This window comes from Streptomyces sp. NPDC018045 (assembly GCF_044327445.1).
Taxonomy (GTDB): Bacteria; Actinomycetota; Actinomycetes; order Streptomycetales; family Streptomycetaceae; genus Streptomyces.
On the sequence record NZ_JBIRFL010000002.1, the window covers coordinates 805,469 to 827,075 of the forward strand.

Sequence of the window (21,607 nt, forward strand, 5' to 3'; positions counted from 1 at the left end):
CGGACCGTGCGGGCTGTACGGATCGTGCGGCCTTGCGGCCCGTGCGGGCCGTGCGGCCTGCGGACCCTGCGGGTCGGGTCGTGCGATGTGCGGGAGGAGGCGGCGGGGCGGCAGCGTGTCTCGGCCGCCGACCGCCGACCGCCGGGTTCCCGGCGACCGACGGGGCACCCCGCTCCGTACGGCACACCCCGGCGACCGCCGTCGCAGCCTCGGCCAACCTTCGGCCAGTCCCCCCGCCAACCTTCGGCCAGTCCTCGGCCAGCCGTGGGCCGAACTTCGATCAGCGGTGGGCTGCCCTTCGGCCAGCCGTGGGCCGGCCGCCGGTCAGTCGTCCGTGGCGGTCCGGGCGGCCACCACGCGCAGGCCCCGGTCGCCGAATTCCCGGCGGACGGACTCCTTCGCGCCGCTGTCCGTGATGAGGGTGTCGAAGACGTCCGCGCCGCCGACCCGGGCGAAGCAGCGGGCGCCGATCTTCGAGGAGTCCGCGACAACCACGGCGCGCCGGGCCCGTTCGGCCATCAGGCGGTTGACCCGGGCCTCCGCCTCGTCGTGCACGGTCGCGCCCATCACCGGTTCTATGCCGTTGGCGCCGATGAAGGCGATGTCCACGGAGATCTGCTGGAGGACCAGCTCACTGAACGGGCCGACCAGTTCGAACGACCGCGAGTGCGCCACACCGCCGGTCAGCACGATCTTGATCTGTGGCCGTACGGCGAGTTCGTTGGCGATGTTCAGCGAGTTGGTGACGATGGTCAGATGCGGCTGCGGTCCCGCCTCCGCGAACTCCGGCCGGGTGGCCAGCACCCGGGCGACCTCCGTGGTCGTGGTACCGCCGCTGAGGCCGACCACGTCCCCACGGTCCACCAGCTTCGCCGCGGCCTGCGCCACCGCTTCCTTCTCGGCGGCGCGGTGCGCACGCTTGTAACGGATGGGCAGGTCGTACGCCACCGAGCTGAGCACCGCGCCACCCCGGGTACGGGTCAGCAACTGCTGGTCGGCCAAGGCGTCCATGTCGCGCCGCATGGTCGCGGCCGACACCTCCAGTTGGGCCGCGGCTTCCTCGACTTCCACCCGGCCGCGTTCGCCGAGCAGCTCAAGGAGGGCGTTCATCCGTTCATGGCGGTTCATGGCGCGAGCCTAAATCCTCTCCGGCGGCCTGCGTGATATCGGGGAGCCCGCCGGCCGGCCGGGGGCGAGGGGTGGGCAGGCGTCGCGTACACCCCGTGGTGGGAGGGTACGCAAGCGTTTTCGCGTCCTGTGCCGGAGGGGGCGACCCCGCCCGACGGCGCCTGCTCCCTCACGCGCCACCCCCGCACGCCCCCGTACGCCTGCGCACTCCTCCTCACCCGCCCGTCTCACCCGTCCGCCTCACCCCTGCACCGGAGCCTCCGTGGCGGCCGACTGGCCCGGGACCGCGGCCGGGGCACCGAGCAGAGCCAGCAGCCGGGCGGCCTCCTGGGCCACGGCCTCGCGCGCCGGTTTCACGTACTTGCGTGAATCGACGAGGGTCAGCTCCGCGTCCAGAGTGTCGCGGATGCTGCGGGTGAAGACGGAGACCAGGTGAGTGGAAATGTTGATCTTCGTCATGCCGGCTGCCACGGCGCGGCGCAGCTCGTCGTCAGGCACGCCGGAGGAACCGTGCAGCACCAGCGGCACCGGCAGCTTCTCCGCCAGGGCCGTGATCAGCTCCTTGTCCAGGACGGCGGTCCGTTCGTGCATCGCGTGGGAGGAGCCGACGGCGACGGCCAGCGCGTCCACCCCGGTCGACCTGACGAACGCCAGCGCCTCGTCGGGGTCGGTACGGGCGCCGGGGGCGTGCACGCCGTCCTTGCCGCCGACCTCGCCCAGCTCGGCCTCGACGTAGGCGCCGCGCTCATGGCACCAGGCGGTCAGCTCCGCCGTGGCGGCGACGTTCTCCTCGTACGGGAGGGCGGAGGCGTCCACCATCACCGACCGCACCCCGGCCTCGACGCCCTCGCGCACCAGGTCCGCCTCGGTGATGTGGTCCAGGTGCACGGCGACCCGGGCGGGAGACGCCTCGGCGAGCGCCAGAGTGGCGCGGACGATGGGCAGCAGGCTGCCGTGGTAACGGATGCAGTTCTCGCTGATGCCCAGGATGACCGGGAAGCCGCTGCGCTCGGCGGCCGCGACGAGCGCCTCGGCGGTCTCCAGGTGGATGACGTTGAACGCCGCGGCACCGGCCCGCGCCTCACGGGCGGCGGTGACGATCGACGAGGTAGGGACGAGGGGCATGAGTTCCTGACTCCCTTACGGGACGGCGCCGTGGCCGGCGATTCGCGGAGGGGACGGATGAAAAGGGGGGAAGGCGGGACGGAGGGGAGGGTGAGGGGAGGGCTGAGCGGGGACGGTTCGGCGGGGAAAGGGAGGGATGGCGAGGGGGCGCGAATACGGACGTCATGGATGCGGACGGCACGGATGCGGTGCGGATGCGGTGCGGGTGCGGCTGCGGAACGGCGCGGACGCGGGGTGGCGCCGATCCGGGATGGCGCCGATGCGGGAAGCCACCGACCCGGGAAGCCCCCGACGTGACACGGTGCCGCCCGGCCCGGCCCGGGAAGTCCCCGACGTGACTGGGTGCCACCCGACCCGACCTGGCACGGCCTGGCCCGGCACGGCCTGGCCCGGCCGGGCGGTGGCGCGGCGGTGGAGGGCGCCGCCGCGGGCTGGCGCGGCCGAGCGCGCACGGTCCAACGGGCACGCACGTCCGACGGACACGGACGTCCGACGCGCACCCACGCCCCGACGAAGGCCCCCGCCGAGCGCCCAAGCCCAACAGACACGCAACCCCAACGAACCCCCACGCCCCATCGCCCCCCCGCCCCAACCGACCCCACCCCCTACCCAGCCGCCGGCTCCGGCGTCGTGAGTGTTACCGACCGGGTCAGGCTGCGTGGGTTGTCGGGGTCCAGGCCGTGGGCGCGGGCCCGGGCCAGGGCGATGCGCTGTACGAGCACCAGGTCGGCCAGCGGGTCGCGCTCGTGGTGCACGAATCCGGCGCCCGTCCGGGCGACGTCCGCCTCCAGGCCTTCCGGCACCGGACCGAAGACCCAGGTGACGCGGCCGGGCGCCGCTATGGAGATGGGGCCGTGGCGGTATTCCATGGCGGGATAGGACTCCGTCCAGCTCTGCGACGCCTCGCGCATCTTCAGCGCCGCCTCGTTGGCCAGGCCGTACGTCCAGCCCGTGCCGAGGAAGGAGAACTGCTCGGCGTCCAGCCACTCCTTCTCCACGGGCGCGGTCAGGGCTTCCTCCGCGTCGCGCACCGCACCGGACAGGTCCTCGCCGAGGTGGGCACGCAGCAGGGCGAGCGCGGTCGTCGCGAACCGGGTCTGCACCACGGACTTCTCGTCGGCGAACGGCAGGGTGACCGTCGCGTCCGACAGCTCGGTCGCCGGCGTGTCGGGGTCACCGAGCACCGTCACGGTCGGGATGCGCCCCTTCACCTGCTCCAGCAGGCGCAGCACCTCGGTCGTGGTCCCGGAGCGGGTGATCGCCACGACGGTGTCGTAACCCCGGTCGGCGCCGAGGAACGCCTCCGAGGCGGCGAAGGCGTCCGTCACCCCCAGCCCGGCCCCCTCGCGCAGAGCCGCGTACGCCTGCGCCATGAACCACGAGGTGCCGCAGCCCACCACCGCGACCCGCCGGCCGGCGCCGGGCAGCGGGGTGTCCGCGCCGCCGATCCGCGCCGCCTCCCGCCAGGTGTCCGGCTGGCTGCGCAGCTCCTGCTCCATGAACGAGGTCCCGCTCACGACGCCCTCCAGTTGTCTGCGTGAACTTGCACCAACATGCTCGCTTGCAAGCAACTCTACGCACGCCCTGCGGCGTAATCCATCCCTCGGAAGGGTGGAAGCGCCCGTAAGGCGGGAAGGGATGGACGGTGAACTGGCGCTCCAGGCAAGAGGTATACAGAAGTCCTGGTCGCATCAGGTGACTGTTGACACATGAATGAAAGGAGTCGAATACTCGCAGGATCACTCATGCAGCCGCAGTGGGGTGGCGGCCGTCAGGCGGTGCGGTTCAGCGCCGGCGCCGGGCGGTACGCCCGGTCACCGGCCGTCCGACGGCGGCTGCCGCAGTGATCGTCACGCAGCAAGGCCGTTCCGCCGACAGTCGTCACAAAGGACTCCCCATGTCCGTTGCAACGCGCTCCACGCAGTCACCGTCCTCGCCGCCGGGTCCCGAGGGCCCGCCGCCCCGGCGCACCGGCCGGCTCTTCGCCCTCACCGGAGCCGTCGTCGGCGTCATCTACGGCTACGACACCGGCAGCATCTCCGGCGCCCTGGTGTTCCTCAGCGAGGACTTCCACCTCACCGACACCGAGAAGGGCCTGGTCAACAGCATTCTGGTGTGCGGTTCGATCCTGGGCGCGCTGATCGGCGGCAAGCTGGCCGACGCGCTGGGCCGCAAGGCCGCCATGCTGATCGTCGCCGGCTCCTACACGGTCTTCGTGGCCCTGTCCGCCCTCGCCCCGAACGTCGTCGTCCTGGACGCGGTACGGTTCCTGCTCGGCGTCGCCATCGGCATCTCGATCGTGGCGGCCCCGCTGTACATCGCCGAGTCGTCACCGGCGCGTACCCGCGGCGCCTGCGTGGCCGCGTACCAGGTCGCGACGGTCGCCGGCATCGCCCTCACGTACTTCGTGAACTGGGGACTGTCCGACGGCGGCCACTGGCGGCTGATGCTCGGCCTGTCCGCGATCCCCGCCGCGCTCGTGCTGATCCCGCTGTTCCGGCTGCCCGACACGCCCCGCTGGTACGTTCTCAAGGGCCGGACCGAGAAGGCCGTCGAGGTCATGGCGCTGACCGATCCCGACGTCGACCCGCGCGCGGAGACCGAGGCGGTCCGCGCGGCCCTGGCCGAGGAGAGCGGCGGATCGCTGCGCTCGCTGCTGCGCAAGCCGTACGCCCGCGCCGCCCTCTTCGTCGTCGGGCTCGGCTTCTTCTGCCAGATCACCGGCATCAACGCGGTGACGTACTACAGCCCGCAGATCTTCGAGGAGATGGGCTTCACCGGCGACGGGCAGAACTTCCTGCTGCCGTCCTTCGTGCAGTTGGCCTCGCTGGCGGCGACCGTCCTCGCCATCCTCATCATCGACCGGCTCGGCCGCCGCGTCGTGCTGCTCTCGGGCATCGCCACGATGGCGGCCATGCTCGGCGTACTGACCGCCGTATTCGGTTTCGGGGACCTGAAGGGCTCCGGGACGTGGATCGGCTTCGGCGCCATCCTGCTCTTCACCGCTGCCTTCAACTTCGGTTTCGGGTCACTGATCTGGGTGTACGCCAGTGAGGCGTTCCCCGCCCAACTGCGCTCCACGGGCGCGTCGGCGATGCTGACGGCCGACCTCGTCGCGAACCTCCTCATCGCGCAGTTCTTCCCGTCCCTGCTGTCCTGGGCGGGGGCCGCCCGGACCTTCGCGGGCCTCGGCCTCCTCGCGCTCGGCGCGCTGGTCTTCGCCGCGTGCACCGCCCCCGAGACCAAGGGGCGGCAACTGGAGGAGATCCAGGGCTTCTGGCTCAACGGGGGGCGCTGGCCCACCCCGGCCCCGTAGCCACTGGCCCACCCCGGCCCCGTAGCGGGGCGATTGTCCCCTGTGGGCCCGGCCGGGGCGCGGAAAACCGTTGGGCGCGCGCCGATCACGGTCCGTACGATGTGGTCCATGGGCGTTTTCATCTGAGCAGACGGACGTGCTCCGCGATCACCGGCCCGACGTGCGCCGCCGGGCCGGTGGCATCCGTCCGTATGCCCGCACACCTGCTCAGGGAGAGACTCCCCATGCATCGCAAACCTGCCTCGTCCTGCCCCGCCCTCGACCTCCGCGTCGCCCGCCTGCGCGAGCTGGCCGAGGCCGAGCCCCGGCTGGAGGGCGTCCTGCTCTACGGCTCGTGGACCCTCGGCGAGGCCGACGCCCACTCCGACATCGAGGCGTATCTGTACGTCCGCGACGCGCACGCCGACACCTTCGACGGCCGGGAGTTCATCGGCCGCATCGCCCCGCTCAAGCTGGCCTACACCAACATGTACGGCATCCTGGCCGTCGTCTTCGACGACCTGATGCGCGGCGAGTTCCACCTCGTGGCCGCCGGGACGGGCATCGACGAGGTGCCCACCTGGCGCGGCATGGTCCATCTGCCCGACCCCGGCGCCGCCGTCCTGCTGGACCGCAGTGGACGGCTGACCGCCGCGGCCCGCCGCCTCGCCGACCCCTGCCCGCCCGAGCCGGGCCCGACCGCCCAGCGGCTCACCGACGAACTCACCAACTGGACGCTGATGCTCGCCCACGTCCTGGGCCGCGGCGAGACGGCCCGCGCACACGCCCTGCTGCACACGGTCGTCGCCCCGCAGCAGCTCCAGCTATGCCGCCTGCTGCGCGGGTCCACCACACACTGGCTCACCCCCAGCCGCGCTCTGGAGCAGGACCTGCCGTCCGCCGACCGCGACCGGTACACCGCGACCACCGCCCCCGCCGTGCTCCCGGCCGTCCGGACGGCGGCGCGGGCGAGCTGGCAGTGGAGCCGGGAACTGGCCGACGAGGCGGCGGCGCGGTGGGGCACCGTCGTGCCGACCGCGCTGCACGAGGAGATCGGCGCGCTTCTCGGCCGCGGCTGACCGCTGGGTGGTCGTTGCGCAGCCGTCCCGTATGCCGGCGGGCGTTCAGGAAGGAGGCAACTGCTCCTTGAAGGGCTCCAGCTCCGGCGCCGTCGTGGTCGCCACGAACTCGGTGATCCGGTAGTCGCAGACGCCCGCGACCGTGAAGGGGTCCTCCGCGACGATCCGCTCGGCCGTCGCCCGGTCCGCGACGGACGCGAGGATGACGCCGCCGTCACGCGGCACCTTGCGCCCGGCGGCGAGGAAGTGCCCGGCCGCGTAGTTTTTCCTGAGCCACTCCACGTGGTCGGGCAGCGCGGCGTCGACGCGGTCGAGCGGCGCGGTGTAGGTCAGTTCCAGTACGAACATGCGTGCCATGGTATGCCGCGGTGATCATCGGGGTGCCTACGTGCCTACGTGCCTACGTGCCTGGGCGTCTGGGAGGGCTGGGCGCACCAGGGGACTGGAGCCCGGTGTGCCGCCCGGCCCATGCCGGCCGGTGGGTGCTTCGGCCGCTGTGCCCCGCCGGGCCGGGAGGTGGGACCCGGCAGGGGCACAACGGCCCGAAGTGCCGCGAAACGAGTGTCCCAGGCCGTCAGGACTGGTTGTTCTGGCGGCGGCGCAGGAAGTACGTGCCACCGACCGCGGCCGTGGCCAGGACCGCGGCACCCGCGACGATCTCCGTGGTGTTGGTGTCCTTGCTGGTGCTGCCGACACCCGTGCGCACCTTGCCGTGCGGCAGCTTGGCGTCGGTCTTGAAGGACGTGAACCACTGCTTGCCGTCCGGGCAGTTGCCGTTCACGCCCCAGGTCGTGTAACGGCCGAGCTTGTTGGGGCCGCCGCTGAGCTGGGACGCCACCCGGGCGGTCCCGCGGTAGGTCTTGCCGTGCTTGTGGGTGCGGTAGAGCCAGACGGTGCCGCTGCGGAAGCCCTGCGAGGAGGCGGCGATGCGCTTGGCCTTTCCGGTGTCGCAGGTGACGGTGACGGTGACGGCTCCGCCGGGGCCGGACAGCTTCGGGCTCGTGGTGGCCACCGGCTTGGCGAACGCGGCGCCGGTCGACAGGCCCAGGGCGGCGATGGTCAGTCCGGAAGCGGCGATGATGCGAGTGGAACGCATGGTTGATCCTCCGGCAGCGCGGAGGCGGCGCGGGTGCGCCGCGGCAGATCGGATGGATCCGCGCTGACGCATTCGAGATAAGCCTCGGCGCGCCGTCCCCGCCCGGTGAGGACTCGTCAGGTAGGGTGCCGCCCTCCGGCGTGTCGGCCCCCACCGCGCGGCGTTGCGGCAGGTCACTGCGCCGACACGCGGTCGGCGAGGTGTCGGTGCCGGGCGGGGACAGACGGGTGAGGGGCGACCGCGCCGGTGTACGCCGTTCGGGGCGGCCGCGAACGGCCCGTCCAGTGCCGTACGGGCCGGCCATCTCAACCGCGACACGCCGTCAGGGCCGCAGGCACGTCCTCCTCACCCCACCCCCTCACGGACGCCCCCAGAGCCCCGCGTCACGCCCGGGGCCCGATCACCGTTTCCCCGTCCCGGATCAGGATCGCCATGGCCGGGCACGAGTCGGCCGCGTCCAGCGCGTCCTCGTCCTCGGGGATCTCCTCGTTCAGCGGCCGGGCGTGCGGTCCGTCCAGGACGAAGAGGCCCGGGGCGATGCCGGCGCACATGCCGGACGCCATGCACTGCTGCCCGTCGATCGCGGCGTGCCAGGTCATCCGGGTCACCACCCCACCGGCATCTCGCGCGGGCCGCGGACCAGCATCTGGTCCTTCCACGCCACGTCCCCCGCCACGTACAGCCCGGGGAAGCGGGTGATCAGGGCGATCAGCGCCTCCTGGAGCTCCAGCCGGGCCAGTGGCGCGCCGAGGCAGTGGTGCACCCCGTGGCCGAATCCGAGGTGCTGGTTGCCGTCGCGGGCGATGTCGAGGGTGCCCGGCTCGTCGAAGCGCAGCGCGTCACGGTTGGCCGCGCCCACGGCGACCAGGACCGGTTCACCCGCACGGACGAGCGTGCCGCCCACCTCGATGTCCTCGGTGGCATAGCGGGGGAAAGCCGCGCCGCTGCCCAGCGGTACGAAGCGCAGCAGCTCCTCGACGGCGCTCTTGACGAGCGCGGGCTCCGCCCGCAGCCGCTCCAACTCGCCGGGGTGGTCCAGCAGCGACAGGACGAAGTTGGGGATCTGGGTGGCCGTGGTCTCGTGCCCGGCGACCAGGATGCCGACGCACAGGTCGATCAGTTCCAGCTCGGTCAGCCGGTCGTTGACGTCCCGGGCCTCGATCAGCCGTGTCATGATGTCGTCCTGCGGGGCGGACCGGTGATTCTCGATCAACTTGGCCATGTACGCGCGCAGTTCCTCGCGGTTGGCCTCGAACTCCGCCGCCGTCAGAGAGCTGGTGGACAGCGCCGCGTCGCTCCATGTACGGAACTTGGGCCGGTCCTCCTCGGGCACCCCGAGCATCCGGCAGATGACCGCGACCGGGATGGGCAGGGCGTAGCGGTCCACGAGGTCGACGGGCGGTCCCGCGGCCTCCAGTTCGTCGATGAGCTGGTGCGTCAGCTCCCGCACCCAGGGCCGCAGCTTCTCCACCTGATGGACGGTGAACGCCTTGGCGACGAGGGTGCGCAGCCGCGTGTGGTCGGGCGGGTCCATGCTCAGGATGCCGCTGTTCTGCCGGCCTTCGGCCTGGCGCGGTTCGTCGTGGCTGAGCCCTTCGGCGCGGCTGAAGCGCCGGTCGCCGAGGACCAGCCGCGCGTCGGCGTAGCGGGTGGCGAGCCAGGCCGGTTCGCCGTACGCCATCTGTACCCGCAGGAGCCCCGGCTGGTCGCGGACCTGTTCGTAGGTGTCGGACAGGGCCAGTCCGTCGGCTTCGTTGAACGGGTAGGAAAGGGGCATCGTGTCGGCTGTGGTCACCGGGGCCTCCTCGTGTAAGCAACTGCTTACAACGTAGAGGGGTGTTCTTGGTACGGTCAACGGCCCTGCGTGGTCTCCGGTTTGGCGGGGCATCGGGCCCCGCGGGGGCGGGAAGGGACGAGAGGAGTAGGCCGATGGACGGGAACCAGCCGGCAGCCGGGCCGGTCACCGATACGGAACGGGTGCCGGACGTGCCGGACGTGCCCGGGCCGGTCGCCGGTACGCGCCGCGCCCCGGACGCGCCCGGCCCGGTGCCGGGTACCGGCAGTGCGACACGGCGCCGCGGGGCACAGGGCACCCGGCTGCTGCTCCTGGAGGCGGCGGCCGGGCTGTTCGCCGAGCGGGGCTACGAGCGGGCGACCGTGCGCGACATCGCGGAGCGGGCCGGAGTCAACCAGGCCCTGCTGTTCCGCTACTTCGGCTCGAAAAAGGCGCTGTTCGGCGAGGTGGTGGCGCTCGGCAGCCAGGAGCAGGTGCACAGCACACCGCCCGGCGAGCTGTTCGAGGTGGCGCTGCGCGGGATGCTCGGCCACTGCGGCGAGGGCCCGGGGGACCGCGCCCTGGAGACCTTTCTGCGCTCCATCGGAGACAGCGACGAGGTCACCACCGCCGCACGGGAGATCGGCGACGACTACGCGCGGGTGCTCGCCACGCTCAGCACCGCCGACGACCGCGGGCTGCGCGCCGACCTCGCCCTGTCGTGGATGCTCGGCATCGGCCTGATGCGGGTGGTCGTCGGCAAGCAGCCGCTCGCCGACGCGGACCCGGACGCCGTGTGCGCGCTGGTCACCGGCGCGCTCGGCGCCCTCCTGGAGGACCTGCCGCGGTCGGCGCCGCCACCGGCCACGTGACCGCCCGGGCACGGCACGCCCGGCGGGCGCTCCTCCCGGTCACCGGCCGGACGTCCGCAGCTTCCGCCACTCCGGAGCCAGCACCGACCAGACCTCCATGTCGTGGCGTACGCCGCCGCGCGCGTTGCTCTCCCGCAGCACCCCGTCACGCACCAGCCCGAGCCGCTCGGCCAGCTTGACGCTCGCCTTGTTGCCGGAGGCCGCCAGCCACTCCACGCGGTGGATGCCGCGCTCCTCGACCGCCCAGTCGACGATCACCCGGATCGCCCGCGTCACCAGCCCGCGCCCGACGGCCGTCTCCTCCAGCCAGCAGCCGACCTCGCAGTTGCCCGCCGCGGCGTCGAAGGTGCGGAACAGGACGCCGCCGACGAGCGTGCCGTCCACCCAGATCCCGTACAGCCGCCCGCTGTCGGCCGCCGCCTTGTCCGCGTACGACTGCAGGAACGCCCGGGTCGAGGGGAGGTCGGTGTTCGCGTCGGCCAGACCGATCCAGCGGCCGATGTACTCCCGGCCGCGCTCCATGTGCGCCAGGTACTCCTCGGCGTGGTACGGCTCCAGGGGCCGCAGTTCGGCACCGTCGTCACCCAGCGAAATCGCGAACATTCCCCACTCCTGCGTCACTCGTGCTGCCTACTCGTGCTGCGTACTCGGGCTTGGTACTCGTGCTTCGTTTGCGTGCTTCTGTGCCCGTTCGTGCTTCTGCGCCTGTTCGTGTTTCCGTGCCCGTTCGTGTTCGGTGCCCGCGCGGACAGGACTGCGGCGCGGACAGGGCTGCGCGGCGCGCGGGACCGGCCGTGGCCGGAGAGGGCGCGCCGCGCGCATCATCACATATGGCCCCGCGGCCCACGGCGGCCGCCCAACCGCCCGTTCGATAGCGTGACCCCACCATGACGAACGACGGCACGATCTCCCTCGACGACGAACTGGCGCACTGGCCCACCGATGAGGCCGGGGCGCTCGCGGCCCAGGACCGGCTGCGCGCCCACGTGCGGCGCGAGCAGTCCGGGCCCGAACCGGGGTTCGCCGGGACGGTCGTCGGCGTGGACGTCGCCTACGACGATGAACGTGACCTGGTGGCCGCGGCGGCCGTCGCCCTGGACGGCGTCACGCTCGCGGTCGTCGAGGAGGCCACCGCCGTCGGGCGGGTCTCGTTCCCGTACGTGCCGGGGTTGCTGGCCTTCCGGGAGATCCCCACGGTGGTGGACGCGCTGCGCCGTCTCGGCCGCACGCCGGACCTGGTGGTCTGCGACGGTTACGGGCTGGCGCACCCGCGCCGCTTCGGCCTCGCCAGCCACCTCGGCGTGCTCACCGGCCTGCCCACCATCGGTGTCGCCAAGAACCCCTTCACCTCGCGGTACGAGCTGCCGGGCGGGGAGCGCGGGGAGTCCTCGCCGCTGCTGGACGGCCGCGATCCGGTGCCCGAATCCGGTGCCGGTATGGGAACCGGTTCCGGTTTCGGGGGCGGCTCCGCTTCCCGTACCGGGCACTCCGAGGACGAAGTGGTCGGGCGGGCGCTGCGGACGCGGAAGGGCGTCAAACCGGTCTTCGTGTCCGTGGGGCACCGCATCGACCTCGACCGGGCGTGCGCCCACACCCTCCATCTGACGCCCCGGTACCGCATTCCCGAGACGACCCGGGCCGCCGACGCGCTCTGCCGACGCGCCCTGTCGGAGGCGCGCGCCGACTGACAGCGCGACAGGAGTACGGAAGGGCCGGCGGCCGGCAGCTAGCGGACGGCAGTCAGGCCCACGTCAGACCGCCGCCCGGCCCGTCCTCGCCTCCGCCGTCGACTCGGCGACCACCCGGAACGTGATCCCCGCCCGCCGGAGCCGTCCGGTCAGCGCGTCGCCCATCGCGACGGCCGTGGTCACCTGCCCGGACGTCGCTGGCAGGTCGTCGAAGGCCAGGCTCAGCGCCGACTCCGCGAGGATCTTCGCCGTCTCGTCGTAGCCCGGGTCGCCGCCCGAGACCTCCGTCAGGACGCGCCGCCCACCGCCCTCGCCGACGAACCGCACGCTGAACCTGCTGTGCGCCCGGCGCTCCTCGTCCGGCCCCGTGCCCGGCGCCAGGCGTCCCGACAGCCAACGGCGGGCGGGCGGCACCTGCGCGACCGCGCACGCCGCGCCCGCGCCCAGCGCGCCGCCCACGGCGACCGGCAGCCGTGTGACGGCGGCGAAGTGGCGGTACCGGAAGTCGGGCCCGTACTCCTCCAGTCCGGCCGCCGAGCGCGCGACCACCTGGGGATCGAGTGTCGGCAGCGGGACGGCCCAGGCCCGTACGGCGCCGTTGCGGTACGGCTTCCCGAGCGGGGCCCGTACCGTACGGCCCGCCGGCCGCGCCTCCAGCCGCTGCCGGTCGCGGGCGGCGCGCGCCATGCCCAGCGGGCGCGAGGCCGCCGTCAGCGCGGAGGCCAACGTGCCGCCCGAGATGAGGCCGTTGGTCCGTACGAAGCCGTCGATGCGCAGGGGCACACCGGACGGCAACCGGCCGACGGTGAAACGCACGCCGAGGTCCGGCGGTACGCAGTCGAAGCCGCAGGCGTGCACCAGGCGGGCGCCCGACGCGCGCGCCGCCGCGTCGTAGCGCACGTAGGTCCGGTCGACGAACTCGGCCTCGCCGGTCAGGTCGGCGTAGTCCGTACCGGCCTCGGCGCAGGCGGCGACCAGCGCGTCCCCGTAGGTGAGGTACGGGCCGACGGTCGTGGCGAGTACGCGGGTGCTCGCGGCGAGCGTGCGCAGCGAGCCGGGGTCCTCGGTGTCGGCACACAGCAGCGGAAGGTCGGCGCAGGCCGGATGCGTCTCCGCCAGGTGGTCCCGCAGCCGGGCGAGCTTCGCGCGGTCGCGGCCGGCCAGCGCCCAGCGGCAGCCCTCAGGGGCGTTCCTGGCCAGGTACGCGGCGGTCAGCCGCCCCACGAACCCGGTGGCGCCGAACAGCACCAGGTCGTGGGGTCGTGCAGCGGTGTCCTGCCGTGCGCTCACGCCTGCCTCCGCATCGGTTCCCCGGCCGTGGCGCCGGCCGGTGCGGCGCCACGCTAGGCAGCGGCCGGCCTTCCGTCAACAGCGGGGCTCGACACGTGGTCTTGACACGCCTGGGCGGCTGGTCCACATTCACCGGCACGTCCGCCAACATGGGACGTCCGACGTCCGGAATGCGGGTGCCCGCGCCGACGGAGAGCCGTGACCTGCCCGCCCACGACGGCAGACCCGCGCCCGGAAGGGCCGCGTCCGGAGGCACACTCGGAACGGCCGCGTCCGAAAGGGCGCACCCGGAAGGGCCGCGTCCGGCGGAGGCTCGTACCCGGTGGCACGGCCCGGCCGGACGGGTGCGGCGGGCCGGACGTGACACGCCGGTCCCGTACGGCACACGGCACGAGCAGAAAGCTGGTCCCCGATGCTTCCTTCCGCGCCGCTCCCCGCGTCGGCCCCGGCGCCCCTCCCCGCGCCGCTCACCGGAGTCGTCCCGCCGCTGTGCACCCCGCTGACCCCGGACGGCCGGATCGACACCCGCTCGCTGGCCGCGCTCGCCGTCCGGCTCACCGGGGCCGGGGTGAGCGGACTGTTCGTCCTCGGCTCCAGCGGCGAGGCCGCCCATCTGACCGACGCGCAGCGCCGCACCGTCGTCGAGACGGTGGCCGAGGTGGCCGGCGGGCGGCTGCCCGTACTCGCCGGGGCCATCGACATGACCACGCCCCGCGTACTCGAACACGCCCGCCAGGCCCGGGACCTGGGCGCCGACGCGATCGTGACCACCGCGCCCTTCTACACCCGCACCCACCCCGCCGAGATCGCCGACCACTTCCGGCGCGTGCGCGACGGCGCCGGGCTGCCGCTGTTCGCGTACGACATCCCGATGGCCGTGCACACCAAACTGCCCACCGACACGGTGGTGGCGCTCGCCCGGGACGGGGTGCTGGCCGGGCTGAAGGACAGCAGCGGCGAGGACGGGACGCTGCGGCGCCTCCTGGTGCGGGTGCGCGCGCAGGCACCGGACTTCTCCGTGCTCACCGGGTCGGAACTGACCGTGGACGGCGCCCTGCTGGCGGGCGCCCACGGCGTCGTCCCCGGCCTCGGCAACATCGACCCGCACGGCTACGTACGCCTCTACGAGCACGCCGCGGCGGGCCGCTGGCGCGAGGCCGCCGCCGAACAGGACCGGCTCGCCGCCCTCTTCGCCCTCACCGACGCGGGTGACCCGGCGGTGATGGGCCGCGGCTCCTCCGCGCTGGGAGCCTTCAAGGCGGCCCTGCACCTCCAGGGCGTCATCGACTGCCCGGCCACCGCGCCGCCGCAGCTCCCGCTGGACGAGGCCGCGGTCGGCACGGTCCGGCGGTGCCTGGAGGAAGCCGGACTGCTGTGAGGGCGCGCCCCACGACGGCCCCCGGCCGCCGGGAACGGCGCGCGCCCTGGTACCGGCAGGTCACGCCCCGACAGTGGAAGTCGATGTTCGCCGCCTGGGTGGGCTACCTCCTGGACGGCTTCGACTTCGTCCTGATCACCCTCGTCCTGACCGAGATCGCCGACACGTTCGGCCTGAGCACGGCCGGCGCGGCCTCCCTGGTGTCCGGCGCGTTCATCACCCGCTGGCTCGGCGGGGCGCTCCTCGGCGCGATGGGGGACCGGTACGGGCGCAAGGCCGCGATGATCGCCAGCATCCTCCTGTACTCGCTGGGTACCTTCGCCTGCGGCTTCGCCTGGAACTACACCAGCCTGTTCGCCGCCCGGCTGGTCATCGGCATGGGCATGGCGGGGGAGTACAGCGCCAGCGCCACCTACGTACTGGAGAGCTGGCCCGCCTCCTTGCGCAACCGGGCCTCCGGCTTCCTCATATCCGGCTACGCAGGCGGAACGGTTCTCGCCGCCCAGCTCTACCAATGGGTCGTGCCGAACTGGGGCTGGCGCTGGATGTTCTGGATCGGGGTGCTGCCCGTGCTGGTCGCGCTCTGGGTCCGCAGGTCGCTTCCGGAGGCGGACGACTGGAGCGCCGAGGTGGGCGCGGCCGGGGCGCGCCCCAACCCCTTCCGCCCGCTGTTCGCCGGGTGTGCCCGGCGGCAGCTCAACTTCCTGCTCGCGGCCGTCGCGTCGGTCGCCCTCTTCTGCGTCTTCACCCCGGCCGGTACGGGACACACCCCCTGGCTGGCGGCGTTGGCCGGGCTCTGCCTGACCGCGTTCGCCGTCCAGCTCGGCGGTCGGCGCGGCTGGGTGCTGTACGTGTCCCTGACGGTCACGGTGTTCTGCGCGTTTCTCTACAGTTGGCCCGTCCAGGCGCTGCTGCCCACCTATCTCAAGACCGAGCTGGGGTACGCGCCCGCGCAGGTCGCGGACGTGATGTTCTACGCCGGGTTCGGCACGATGGCGGGCTGCTGGCTGGCCGGCTTCGTGGGCGACCGGTTCGGCACCCGCCGCGCGTACGCCGGGACGCTGCTGGCCTCGCTGGTGTTCGTCTTCCCGGTGTTCGCCGTCCAGGACAGCCTGATCGCCCTGGGCGTCCTGCTCTTCGCGCTGCTCGCCCTCGGCCAGGGCATCTCGGGCATCCTGCCCAAGTACCTCGCGGGGCACTTCCCGACGGCGGCCCGTGCCGCGTCGCTCGGGTTCGTCTACAACGTCGGCGCGCTCGGCGGGGCGGTCGCCCCGATGCTCGGCGCCCGGCTCGCCGAGGGCATGTCACTGGGCCGGGCGCTGGCCGTCCTCACCTTCGGGCTGACCCTGGTCGTCATCGTCCTGGTGGGCGGCGACGTACCGGTCCGGCTCGCCCGCCTGCTGGCCCCTGAGACGGTGGGGGACCACCTGGTGCCGCCTGGCGGTCAGGGCCCGAAGCGCCGTACGTAGCGCCGCTGCCAGGGCGTTTCGACGGCCCGGTGGTCGTAGCCGCCGCGTACGAAGTCCACCGCCTGCCCGGCCGGTACCCCGTCCAGGACGGCAAGGCAGGCCAGAGCCGTGCCGGTCCGGCCGCGGCCGCCCCCGCAGGCGATCTCGACACGCTCCGTCTTCGCGCGTTCCCATGCCTCGCCGAGGAGTTCACGCGCCTGTGCCCGGTCGCGCGGCAGCCGGAAGTCCGGCCAGCGCAGCCAGCGGGCCTCCCAGGGCACCTCGGGCGGCTGCTTGCCGAGCAGGTACACGGCGAAGTCCGGTACCGGGCCCGGCGGCAGCGGGCGGCGCAGACCGCGCCCCCGGACCAATCGTCCGGAGGGCAGCCGGAGCACCCCCGGGCCGGACTCCTGCCAATCCGTGCTCACCACGCCGCCTCCCCGTTCCCGTCTGCCCCGGTGGGGCCGTGTCGCTCTGTACGGGCCGGTGGCCCACACGGTCCCGCCCGTCACTCCGTACGGTCCGACTCCCGCCCCAGGGACACCCCGCGCACGCCGGCCAGCTCCGCGAGCTGTTCCACGAGCGGGTGGGCCGAGCCGGTGCCCTCCAGCCGCAGCAGCACCTCGGCCGGCACCTGGTCGTCCGAGCCGGTCTCCACCTGGACGTCGGTCACCTGGAAGCCGCTGCTGGTGCACATCTCCAGCATCCGGCCCAGCAGACCGTGCTGCGCACGGTAGCTCAGGCGCAGTTCGACGCGCTCGACGAGCGGCGTGCGCCGCCGCCCCGAGAACAGCTTCGGGAACCCGCGGACGACGAGGAAGTGGACGAGGGTCGCGCCCACGGCGAGCAGGGGCAGGCCGCCGCCGCAGGCCATGCCGATGGCACAGGTCAGCCAGATCGTCGCGGCGGTCGTCAGGCCCCGTACCGCGTCCTTCTTCACGAAGATCAGGCCGCCGCCGATGAAGCCGATGCCCGAGACGATCTGCGCGGCCACGCGGGACGGGTCCAGCGCGACCCCGTCCGTGCCCAGCAGCGCGTAGAAGCCGTGGACCGAGACCTCCATGAACAGCGCGCTGCCCACGCCGACGAGGGTGTGGGTACGCAGCCCCGCGCTCTTCTGCTGTACCTGCCGCTCCAGCCCGATGAGGGAGGACAGGAGCAGTGCGAGGGCCAGTTCGGCGAACTGGCGGAGGCCCTGGCCGTGGCTGATGTCGAACAATGGTGATGCGAGGTGCGTGTACGGCATCCGGCCATTGTCCATCCAAGATCGGCGTGCGGGCCGTTGTCAGTGCTTGCCGCTAGCGTGGTTCTCACGGTGAACGGCGGACGGCCGGTCCGGTGCGGAAGGGGGTGGGCCCGGTGGTGAGCACGGTGGGTGTGGCCGTGGTGGGCGGGGCGGCGTGGGGATGTGCCGCCGTGGTCCCGGGCAGCGGCGCGGCGGCGCGCCGGTCCATATCCGCGTACGGGCCCATCGCCTGCTCCGACGGGGGAGCGCGCCGCTGGTGAAGTGACGCGTGAAGGCCCGTGGCGGCGGTGGGAGTTGACCACCGCCGCCACGGGCCTTTTCCGTACCGGTCCGGTGCCGTGGGGGCTTGTGGAAAGTGGAACACGTTCTTAACATCGCGAGTGTTACATCAGTAGTGTCACAGTGCTGCGGAGCTCAGGGGGCCCGATGGCAGGGACAGGGAACGGCCCGCTGAGCGGGGTGCGCGTGGTGGAGCTGGCCGGCATCGGCCCCGGCCCGTTCGCCGCGATGCTCCTGGCCGACCTCGGCGCCGATGTGGTGCGCGTCGACCGGCCCGGCGGCTCCGGCCTCGGCGTCGACCCGGCGTACGACATCACCAACCGCAACAAACGCTCCGTGCTGGTGGACCTGAAGACCGCCGCGGGCCCCGGCCGGGTGCTGGACCTCGTGGAGCGCGCCGACGTCCTGATCGAGGGATACCGCCCCGGCGTCGCCGAGCGCCTCGGCGTCGGCCCGGACGTCTGCCTGGTGCGCAACCCACGCCTGGTGTACGGCCGGATGACCGGCTGGGGCCAACAGGGGCCACTGGCCGGCACCGCCGGACACGACATCGGCTACATCGCCGTCACCGGCGCGCTCGGCATGACCGGCCCGCCCGACGGTCCGCCGGTGGCCCCCGCCAACCTCCTCGGCGACTACGCGGGCGGCTCCCTCTACCTGGTCGTCGGCATCCTGGCCGCGCTCCGCCACGCCCACACCGAAGGCGGCCGCGGCCAGGTCGTGGACGCGGCCATCGTCGACGGCACGGCCCACCTCACCGCGATGATCCACGCCATGCTCGCCGCGGGCGGCTGGCAGGACCGCCGTGGCGCCAACCTCCTCGACGGCGGCGCGCCGTTCTACGGCACGTACGAGACCGCCGACGGCGGCCACATGGCGGTCGGCGCGCTGGAGCAGCGCTTCTACGCCGAGTTCATCCACCTGCTCGGCATCGAGGACGAGGCACCCGCCCGCGAGGACCCGGCCGCCTGGGAGGACCTGCGGGCCGCCGTCGCCGCCCGCTTCAAGACCCGTACGCGCGCACAGTGGACGGCCGTCTTCGAGGCGTCCGACGCCTGCGTGGCGCCGGTGCTCTCCCTGCGCGAGGCGCCCGCCCACCCGCATCTCGCCGCCCGCGGCACCTTCGCCGACCACGGCGGCATCACCCAGCCCGCACCGGCCCCGCGCTTCTCCGCCACCCCCGGCGCGATCCGCCGGCCGCCGGCCCAGCCCGGCGCCGACACGGTCGAGGTGGCCCGCGACTGGGACGTCCCGACGCTCACCGACCGCCGCGACCCGGCGCCCGCCGGCGGCCCCGGCGCGGCCTGGCCCGACGGCACCCGGGCCGCGGACACCGGTTCCCCGCCCCGGAGATCGGACGGCTGATGGCCACCACCCCGCTGACCCACCGCCGGCCCCGAGGAGGCCCCACGCGATGACCGCGCAGCCAGAGCGCCAGATCTTCACCGAGGACCACGACGCCTTCCGCCGCACCGTCCGGACCTTCCTCGACCGGGAGGTCCTGCCGCACTACGACCAGTGGGAGAAGGACGGCATCGTCAGCCGCGACGCCTGGCGCGCGGCGGGCAAGCAGGGCCTGCTGGGCCTGGCCGTCCCCGAGGAGTACGGAGGCGGCGGCAACACCGACTTCCGCTACGCCGCCGTGCTGGCCGAGGAGTTCACCCGGGCCGGCGCCGCCGGGCTCGCCGTCGGCCTGCACAACGACATCGTCGGCCCGTATCTGACCCAGCTCGCCACCGAGGAGCAGAAGCGCCGCTGGCTGCCCGGCTTCTGCAGCGGCGAGACCATCACCGCCATCGCCATGACGGAGCCGGGCGCCGGCTCCGACCTCCAGGGCATCCGCACCACCGCCGAGGACCGCGGCGACCACTGGCTGCTGAACGGCTCCAAGACGTTCATCTCCAACGGCATCCTCGCCGACCTGGTCATCGTCGTCGCCAGGACCACCCCCGAGGGTGGTGCGCACGGCCTGAGCCTGCTGGTCGTCGAGCGCGGCGCGGCGGGCTTCGAGCGCGGCCGCAACCTGGACAAGATCGGCCAGAAGGCGCAGGACACCGCCGAGCTGTTCTTCTCCGACGTACGGGTGCCCAAGGAGAATCTCCTCGGCGAGCTGAACGGCGCGTTCGTCCACCTGATGACCAACCTCGCGCAGGAACGGATGGGCATCGCGGTCGCCGGGATCGCCGCCGCCGAACATCTGCTGGAGATCACCACACGCTATGTGAAGGAGCGTGAGGCGTTCGGCCGGCCGCTCGCCAAGCTCCAGCACATCCGCTTCGAGATGGCCGAGATGGCCACCGAGTGCGCCGTCACCCGCGCGTTCCTCGACCGCTGCATCGTGGACCACTCCGACGGGAAGCTCGCCGCCGTGCATGCCTCGATGGCCAAGTGGTGGGCCACCGAACTCCAGAAGCGCGTCGCCGACCGCTGTCTGCAACTGCACGGCGGGTACGGCTACATGAGCGAATACCCGGTCGCCCGGGCCTTCGTCGACGGCCGCATCCAGACCATCTACGGAGGCACCACCGAGATCATGAAGGAGATCATCGGCCGCTCCCTCCTCGACTGACCGGCCCGCACCGGGCCCGGCGCTCTCCGTGCCCCGCGCCCTCCCGCCCCTCACCCCATCGCTCCCGCCGCTCCCGAAACAAGAGCCGGAAAGGCTGCTCACCGTGACTTCCGAAGCGTACGTATACGACGCGATCCGCACCCCGCGCGGCCGTGGCAAGGCCAACGGCGCGCTGCACGGCACCAAGCCGATCGACCTCGTCGTCGGCCTCATCCACGAGGTGCGCGGCCGCTTCCCCGACCTCGACCCGGCCGCCGTCGACGACATCGTGCTCGGCGTCGTCGGACCGGTCGGCGACCAGGGCTCGGACATCGCCCGGATCGCGGCGATCGCCGCCGGGCTGCCCGACACCGTCGCGGGCGTCCAGGAGAACCGCTTCTGTGCCTCCGGCCTCGAAGCGGTCAACATGGCCGCTGCCAAGGTCCGTTCCGGCTGGGAGGACCTGGTGCTCGCGGGCGGTGTCGAGTCGATGTCGCGGGTCCCGATGGGCTCCGACGGCGGCGCCTGGTTCGCCGACCCGATGACCAACTTCGACTCCGGCTTCGTCCCGCAGGGCATCGGCGCCGACCTCATCGCCACCATCGAGGGCTACTCCCGCCGCGATGTCGACGAGTACGCCGCGCTGTCCCAGGAGCGCGCCGCCGCGGCCTGGAAGGACGGCCGCTTCGCGCGCTCCGTCGTGCCCGTCACCGACCGCAACGGCCTCGTCGTCCTCGACCACGACGAACACATGCGTCCCGGCACCACCGCCGACTCGCTGGCCGGCCTGAAGCCGTCCTTCGCCGGCATCGGCGACATGGGCGGTTTCGACGCGGTGGCCCTGCAGAAGTACCACTGGATCGAGAAGATCGACCACGTCCACCACGCGGGCAACGCCTCCGGCATCGTGGACGGCGCGGCGCTGGTCGCCATCGGCTCCCGCGCGGTCGGAGAGCGCTACGGCCTCACCCCGCGCGCCCGCATCGTCTCCGCCGCGGTCTCCGGCTCGGAGCCCACGATCATGCTCACCGGGCCCGCGCCCGCCTCCCGCAAGGCCCTGGCCAAGGCCGGGCTCACCATCGACGACATCGACCTCGTGGAGATCAACGAGGCGTTCGCCGCCGTCGTGCTGCGCTTCGTGGCGGACCTGGGCCTGAGCCTGGACAAGGTCAACGTCAACGGTGGCGCCATCGCCATGGGCCACCCCCTCGGCGCCACCGGCGCGATGCTCCTCGGCACCCTCGTCGACGAACTGGAGCGCCAGGACAAGCGCTACGGCCTGGCCACCCTCTGCGTCGGCGGCGGCATGGGCATCGCCACCGTCATCGAGCGCCTCTGACCTCGTCCCCACCCACTACGGA

Annotated in this window: 20 protein-coding genes; 9 read left to right on the forward strand and 11 right to left on the reverse strand. The window is 73.1% G+C overall.

Going from position 1 to position 21,607, the window contains the following annotated elements:
* Nucleotides 1-324: 324 nt before the first annotated feature.
* From ACH4EB_RS07300 to ACH4EB_RS07310, 3 genes are all read right to left on the reverse strand, one after another.
* Entirely contained in the window at nt 325-1,128 is an 804-nt protein-coding gene (locus ACH4EB_RS07300; RefSeq protein WP_398346346.1) for a DeoR/GlpR family DNA-binding transcription regulator, read from the reverse strand.
* A gap of 240 nt (nt 1,129-1,368) precedes the next feature.
* Nucleotides 1,369-2,253, reverse strand: coding sequence for a class II fructose-bisphosphate aldolase (locus tag ACH4EB_RS07305; protein ID WP_398346347.1), 885 nt, complete (start codon nt 2,251-2,253; stop codon nt 1,369-1,371).
* Nucleotides 2,254-2,858: 605 nt separating this feature from the next.
* Complete coding sequence (locus ACH4EB_RS07310; RefSeq protein WP_398346348.1) at nt 2,859-3,770, reverse strand: SIS domain-containing protein; 912 nt, start codon at nt 3,768-3,770, stop codon at nt 2,859-2,861.
* A 380-nt stretch (nt 3,771-4,150) separates the two neighbouring features.
* On the opposite strand from ACH4EB_RS07310, the gene ACH4EB_RS07315 reads away from it, so the two are divergent.
* Nucleotides 4,151-5,569 (forward strand): sugar porter family MFS transporter, encoded by a 1,419-nt coding sequence (locus tag ACH4EB_RS07315; protein WP_398346349.1) that lies wholly within the window; start codon nt 4,151-4,153, stop codon nt 5,567-5,569.
* A 224-nt stretch (nt 5,570-5,793) separates the two neighbouring features.
* Nucleotides 5,794-6,627, forward strand: coding sequence for a nucleotidyltransferase domain-containing protein (locus ACH4EB_RS07320; protein WP_398346350.1), 834 nt, complete (start codon nt 5,794-5,796; stop codon nt 6,625-6,627).
* Between the two features lie 45 nt (nt 6,628-6,672).
* On the opposite strand, the gene ACH4EB_RS07325 is transcribed toward ACH4EB_RS07320, so the two are convergent.
* The 4 genes from ACH4EB_RS07325 to ACH4EB_RS07340 all read right to left on the reverse strand — a co-directional run bounded on the left by ACH4EB_RS07325 (nt 6,673) and on the right by ACH4EB_RS07340 (nt 9,518).
* Nucleotides 6,673-6,975: a YciI family protein gene (locus ACH4EB_RS07325; RefSeq protein ID WP_398346351.1), complete on the reverse strand. Its 303-nt coding sequence runs from the start codon at nt 6,973-6,975 to the stop codon at nt 6,673-6,675.
* 226 nt (nt 6,976-7,201) lie between these two features.
* On the reverse strand, nt 7,202-7,723 hold the full coding sequence (locus ACH4EB_RS07330) for a hypothetical protein (protein WP_398346352.1): 522 nt from the start codon (nt 7,721-7,723) through the stop codon (nt 7,202-7,204).
* A 383-nt stretch (nt 7,724-8,106) separates the two neighbouring features.
* On the reverse strand, nt 8,107-8,322 hold the full coding sequence (locus ACH4EB_RS07335; protein ID WP_398346353.1) for a ferredoxin: 216 nt from the start codon (nt 8,320-8,322) through the stop codon (nt 8,107-8,109).
* Nucleotides 8,323-8,327: 5 nt separating this feature from the next.
* Nucleotides 8,328-9,518 carry a cytochrome P450 gene (locus ACH4EB_RS07340; RefSeq protein ID WP_398346354.1) on the reverse strand — a complete coding sequence of 397 codons (1,191 nt, stop codon included), beginning with the start codon at nt 9,516-9,518 and terminating at the stop codon, nt 8,328-8,330.
* 134 nt (nt 9,519-9,652) lie between these two features.
* Here ACH4EB_RS07340 and ACH4EB_RS07345 point away from each other — a divergent pair, with 134 nt between their 5' ends.
* Nucleotides 9,653-10,369 carry a TetR/AcrR family transcriptional regulator gene (locus ACH4EB_RS07345; protein ID WP_398346355.1) on the forward strand — a complete coding sequence of 239 codons (717 nt, stop codon included), beginning with the start codon at nt 9,653-9,655 and terminating at the stop codon, nt 10,367-10,369.
* A 39-nt stretch (nt 10,370-10,408) separates the two neighbouring features.
* Here ACH4EB_RS07345 and ACH4EB_RS07350 read toward each other — a convergent pair whose 3' ends face one another.
* A complete protein-coding gene (locus ACH4EB_RS07350) occupies nt 10,409-10,972 on the reverse strand; it encodes a GNAT family N-acetyltransferase (protein WP_398346356.1) in 564 nt (187 codons plus the stop codon).
* Between the two features lie 284 nt (nt 10,973-11,256).
* Between ACH4EB_RS07350 and ACH4EB_RS07355 the strand changes: the two genes are divergently transcribed.
* Nucleotides 11,257-12,057, forward strand: a complete 801-nt coding sequence (locus ACH4EB_RS07355; protein WP_398346357.1) for an endonuclease V — start codon at nt 11,257-11,259, stop codon at nt 12,055-12,057.
* 63 nt (nt 12,058-12,120) lie between these two features.
* Here ACH4EB_RS07355 and ACH4EB_RS07360 read toward each other — a convergent pair whose 3' ends face one another.
* A complete protein-coding gene (locus tag ACH4EB_RS07360; RefSeq protein ID WP_398346358.1) occupies nt 12,121-13,347 on the reverse strand; it encodes a saccharopine dehydrogenase family protein in 1,227 nt (408 codons plus the stop codon).
* 412 nt (nt 13,348-13,759) lie between these two features.
* Between ACH4EB_RS07360 and ACH4EB_RS07365 the strand changes: the two genes are divergently transcribed.
* Both ACH4EB_RS07365 and ACH4EB_RS07370 read left to right on the forward strand, forming a co-directional pair.
* Nucleotides 13,760-14,725, forward strand: coding sequence for a dihydrodipicolinate synthase family protein (locus ACH4EB_RS07365; protein ID WP_398346359.1), 966 nt, complete (start codon nt 13,760-13,762; stop codon nt 14,723-14,725).
* Nucleotides 14,722-16,194, forward strand: coding sequence for a sialate:H+ symport family MFS transporter (locus ACH4EB_RS07370; protein WP_398346361.1), 1,473 nt, complete (start codon nt 14,722-14,724; stop codon nt 16,192-16,194). The genes ACH4EB_RS07365 and ACH4EB_RS07370 overlap by 4 nt, the downstream gene beginning before the upstream one ends.
* Here the strand turns inward: ACH4EB_RS07370 and ACH4EB_RS07375 are convergent.
* Together ACH4EB_RS07375 and ACH4EB_RS07380 are read right to left on the reverse strand one after the other, a co-directional pair.
* Complete coding sequence (locus ACH4EB_RS07375) at nt 16,170-16,601, reverse strand: protein-tyrosine phosphatase family protein (RefSeq protein WP_398346458.1); 432 nt, start codon at nt 16,599-16,601, stop codon at nt 16,170-16,172. The genes ACH4EB_RS07370 and ACH4EB_RS07375 overlap by 25 nt on opposite strands.
* A gap of 80 nt (nt 16,602-16,681) precedes the next feature.
* Complete coding sequence (locus tag ACH4EB_RS07380) at nt 16,682-17,419, reverse strand: MgtC/SapB family protein (RefSeq protein ID WP_398346362.1); 738 nt, start codon at nt 17,417-17,419, stop codon at nt 16,682-16,684.
* Nucleotides 17,420-17,845: 426 nt separating this feature from the next.
* On the opposite strand from ACH4EB_RS07380, the gene ACH4EB_RS07385 reads away from it, so the two are divergent.
* From ACH4EB_RS07385 to ACH4EB_RS07395, 3 genes are all read left to right on the forward strand, one after another.
* Nucleotides 17,846-19,063: a CaiB/BaiF CoA transferase family protein gene (locus ACH4EB_RS07385; RefSeq protein ID WP_398346364.1), complete on the forward strand. Its 1,218-nt coding sequence runs from the start codon at nt 17,846-17,848 to the stop codon at nt 19,061-19,063.
* Between the two features lie 49 nt (nt 19,064-19,112).
* A complete protein-coding gene (locus ACH4EB_RS07390) occupies nt 19,113-20,267 on the forward strand; it encodes an acyl-CoA dehydrogenase family protein (protein WP_398346365.1) in 1,155 nt (384 codons plus the stop codon).
* A 103-nt stretch (nt 20,268-20,370) separates the two neighbouring features.
* Nucleotides 20,371-21,585, forward strand: a complete 1,215-nt coding sequence (locus ACH4EB_RS07395) for an acetyl-CoA C-acetyltransferase (protein WP_398346366.1) — start codon at nt 20,371-20,373, stop codon at nt 21,583-21,585.
* Nucleotides 21,586-21,607: the final 22 nt, after the last annotated feature.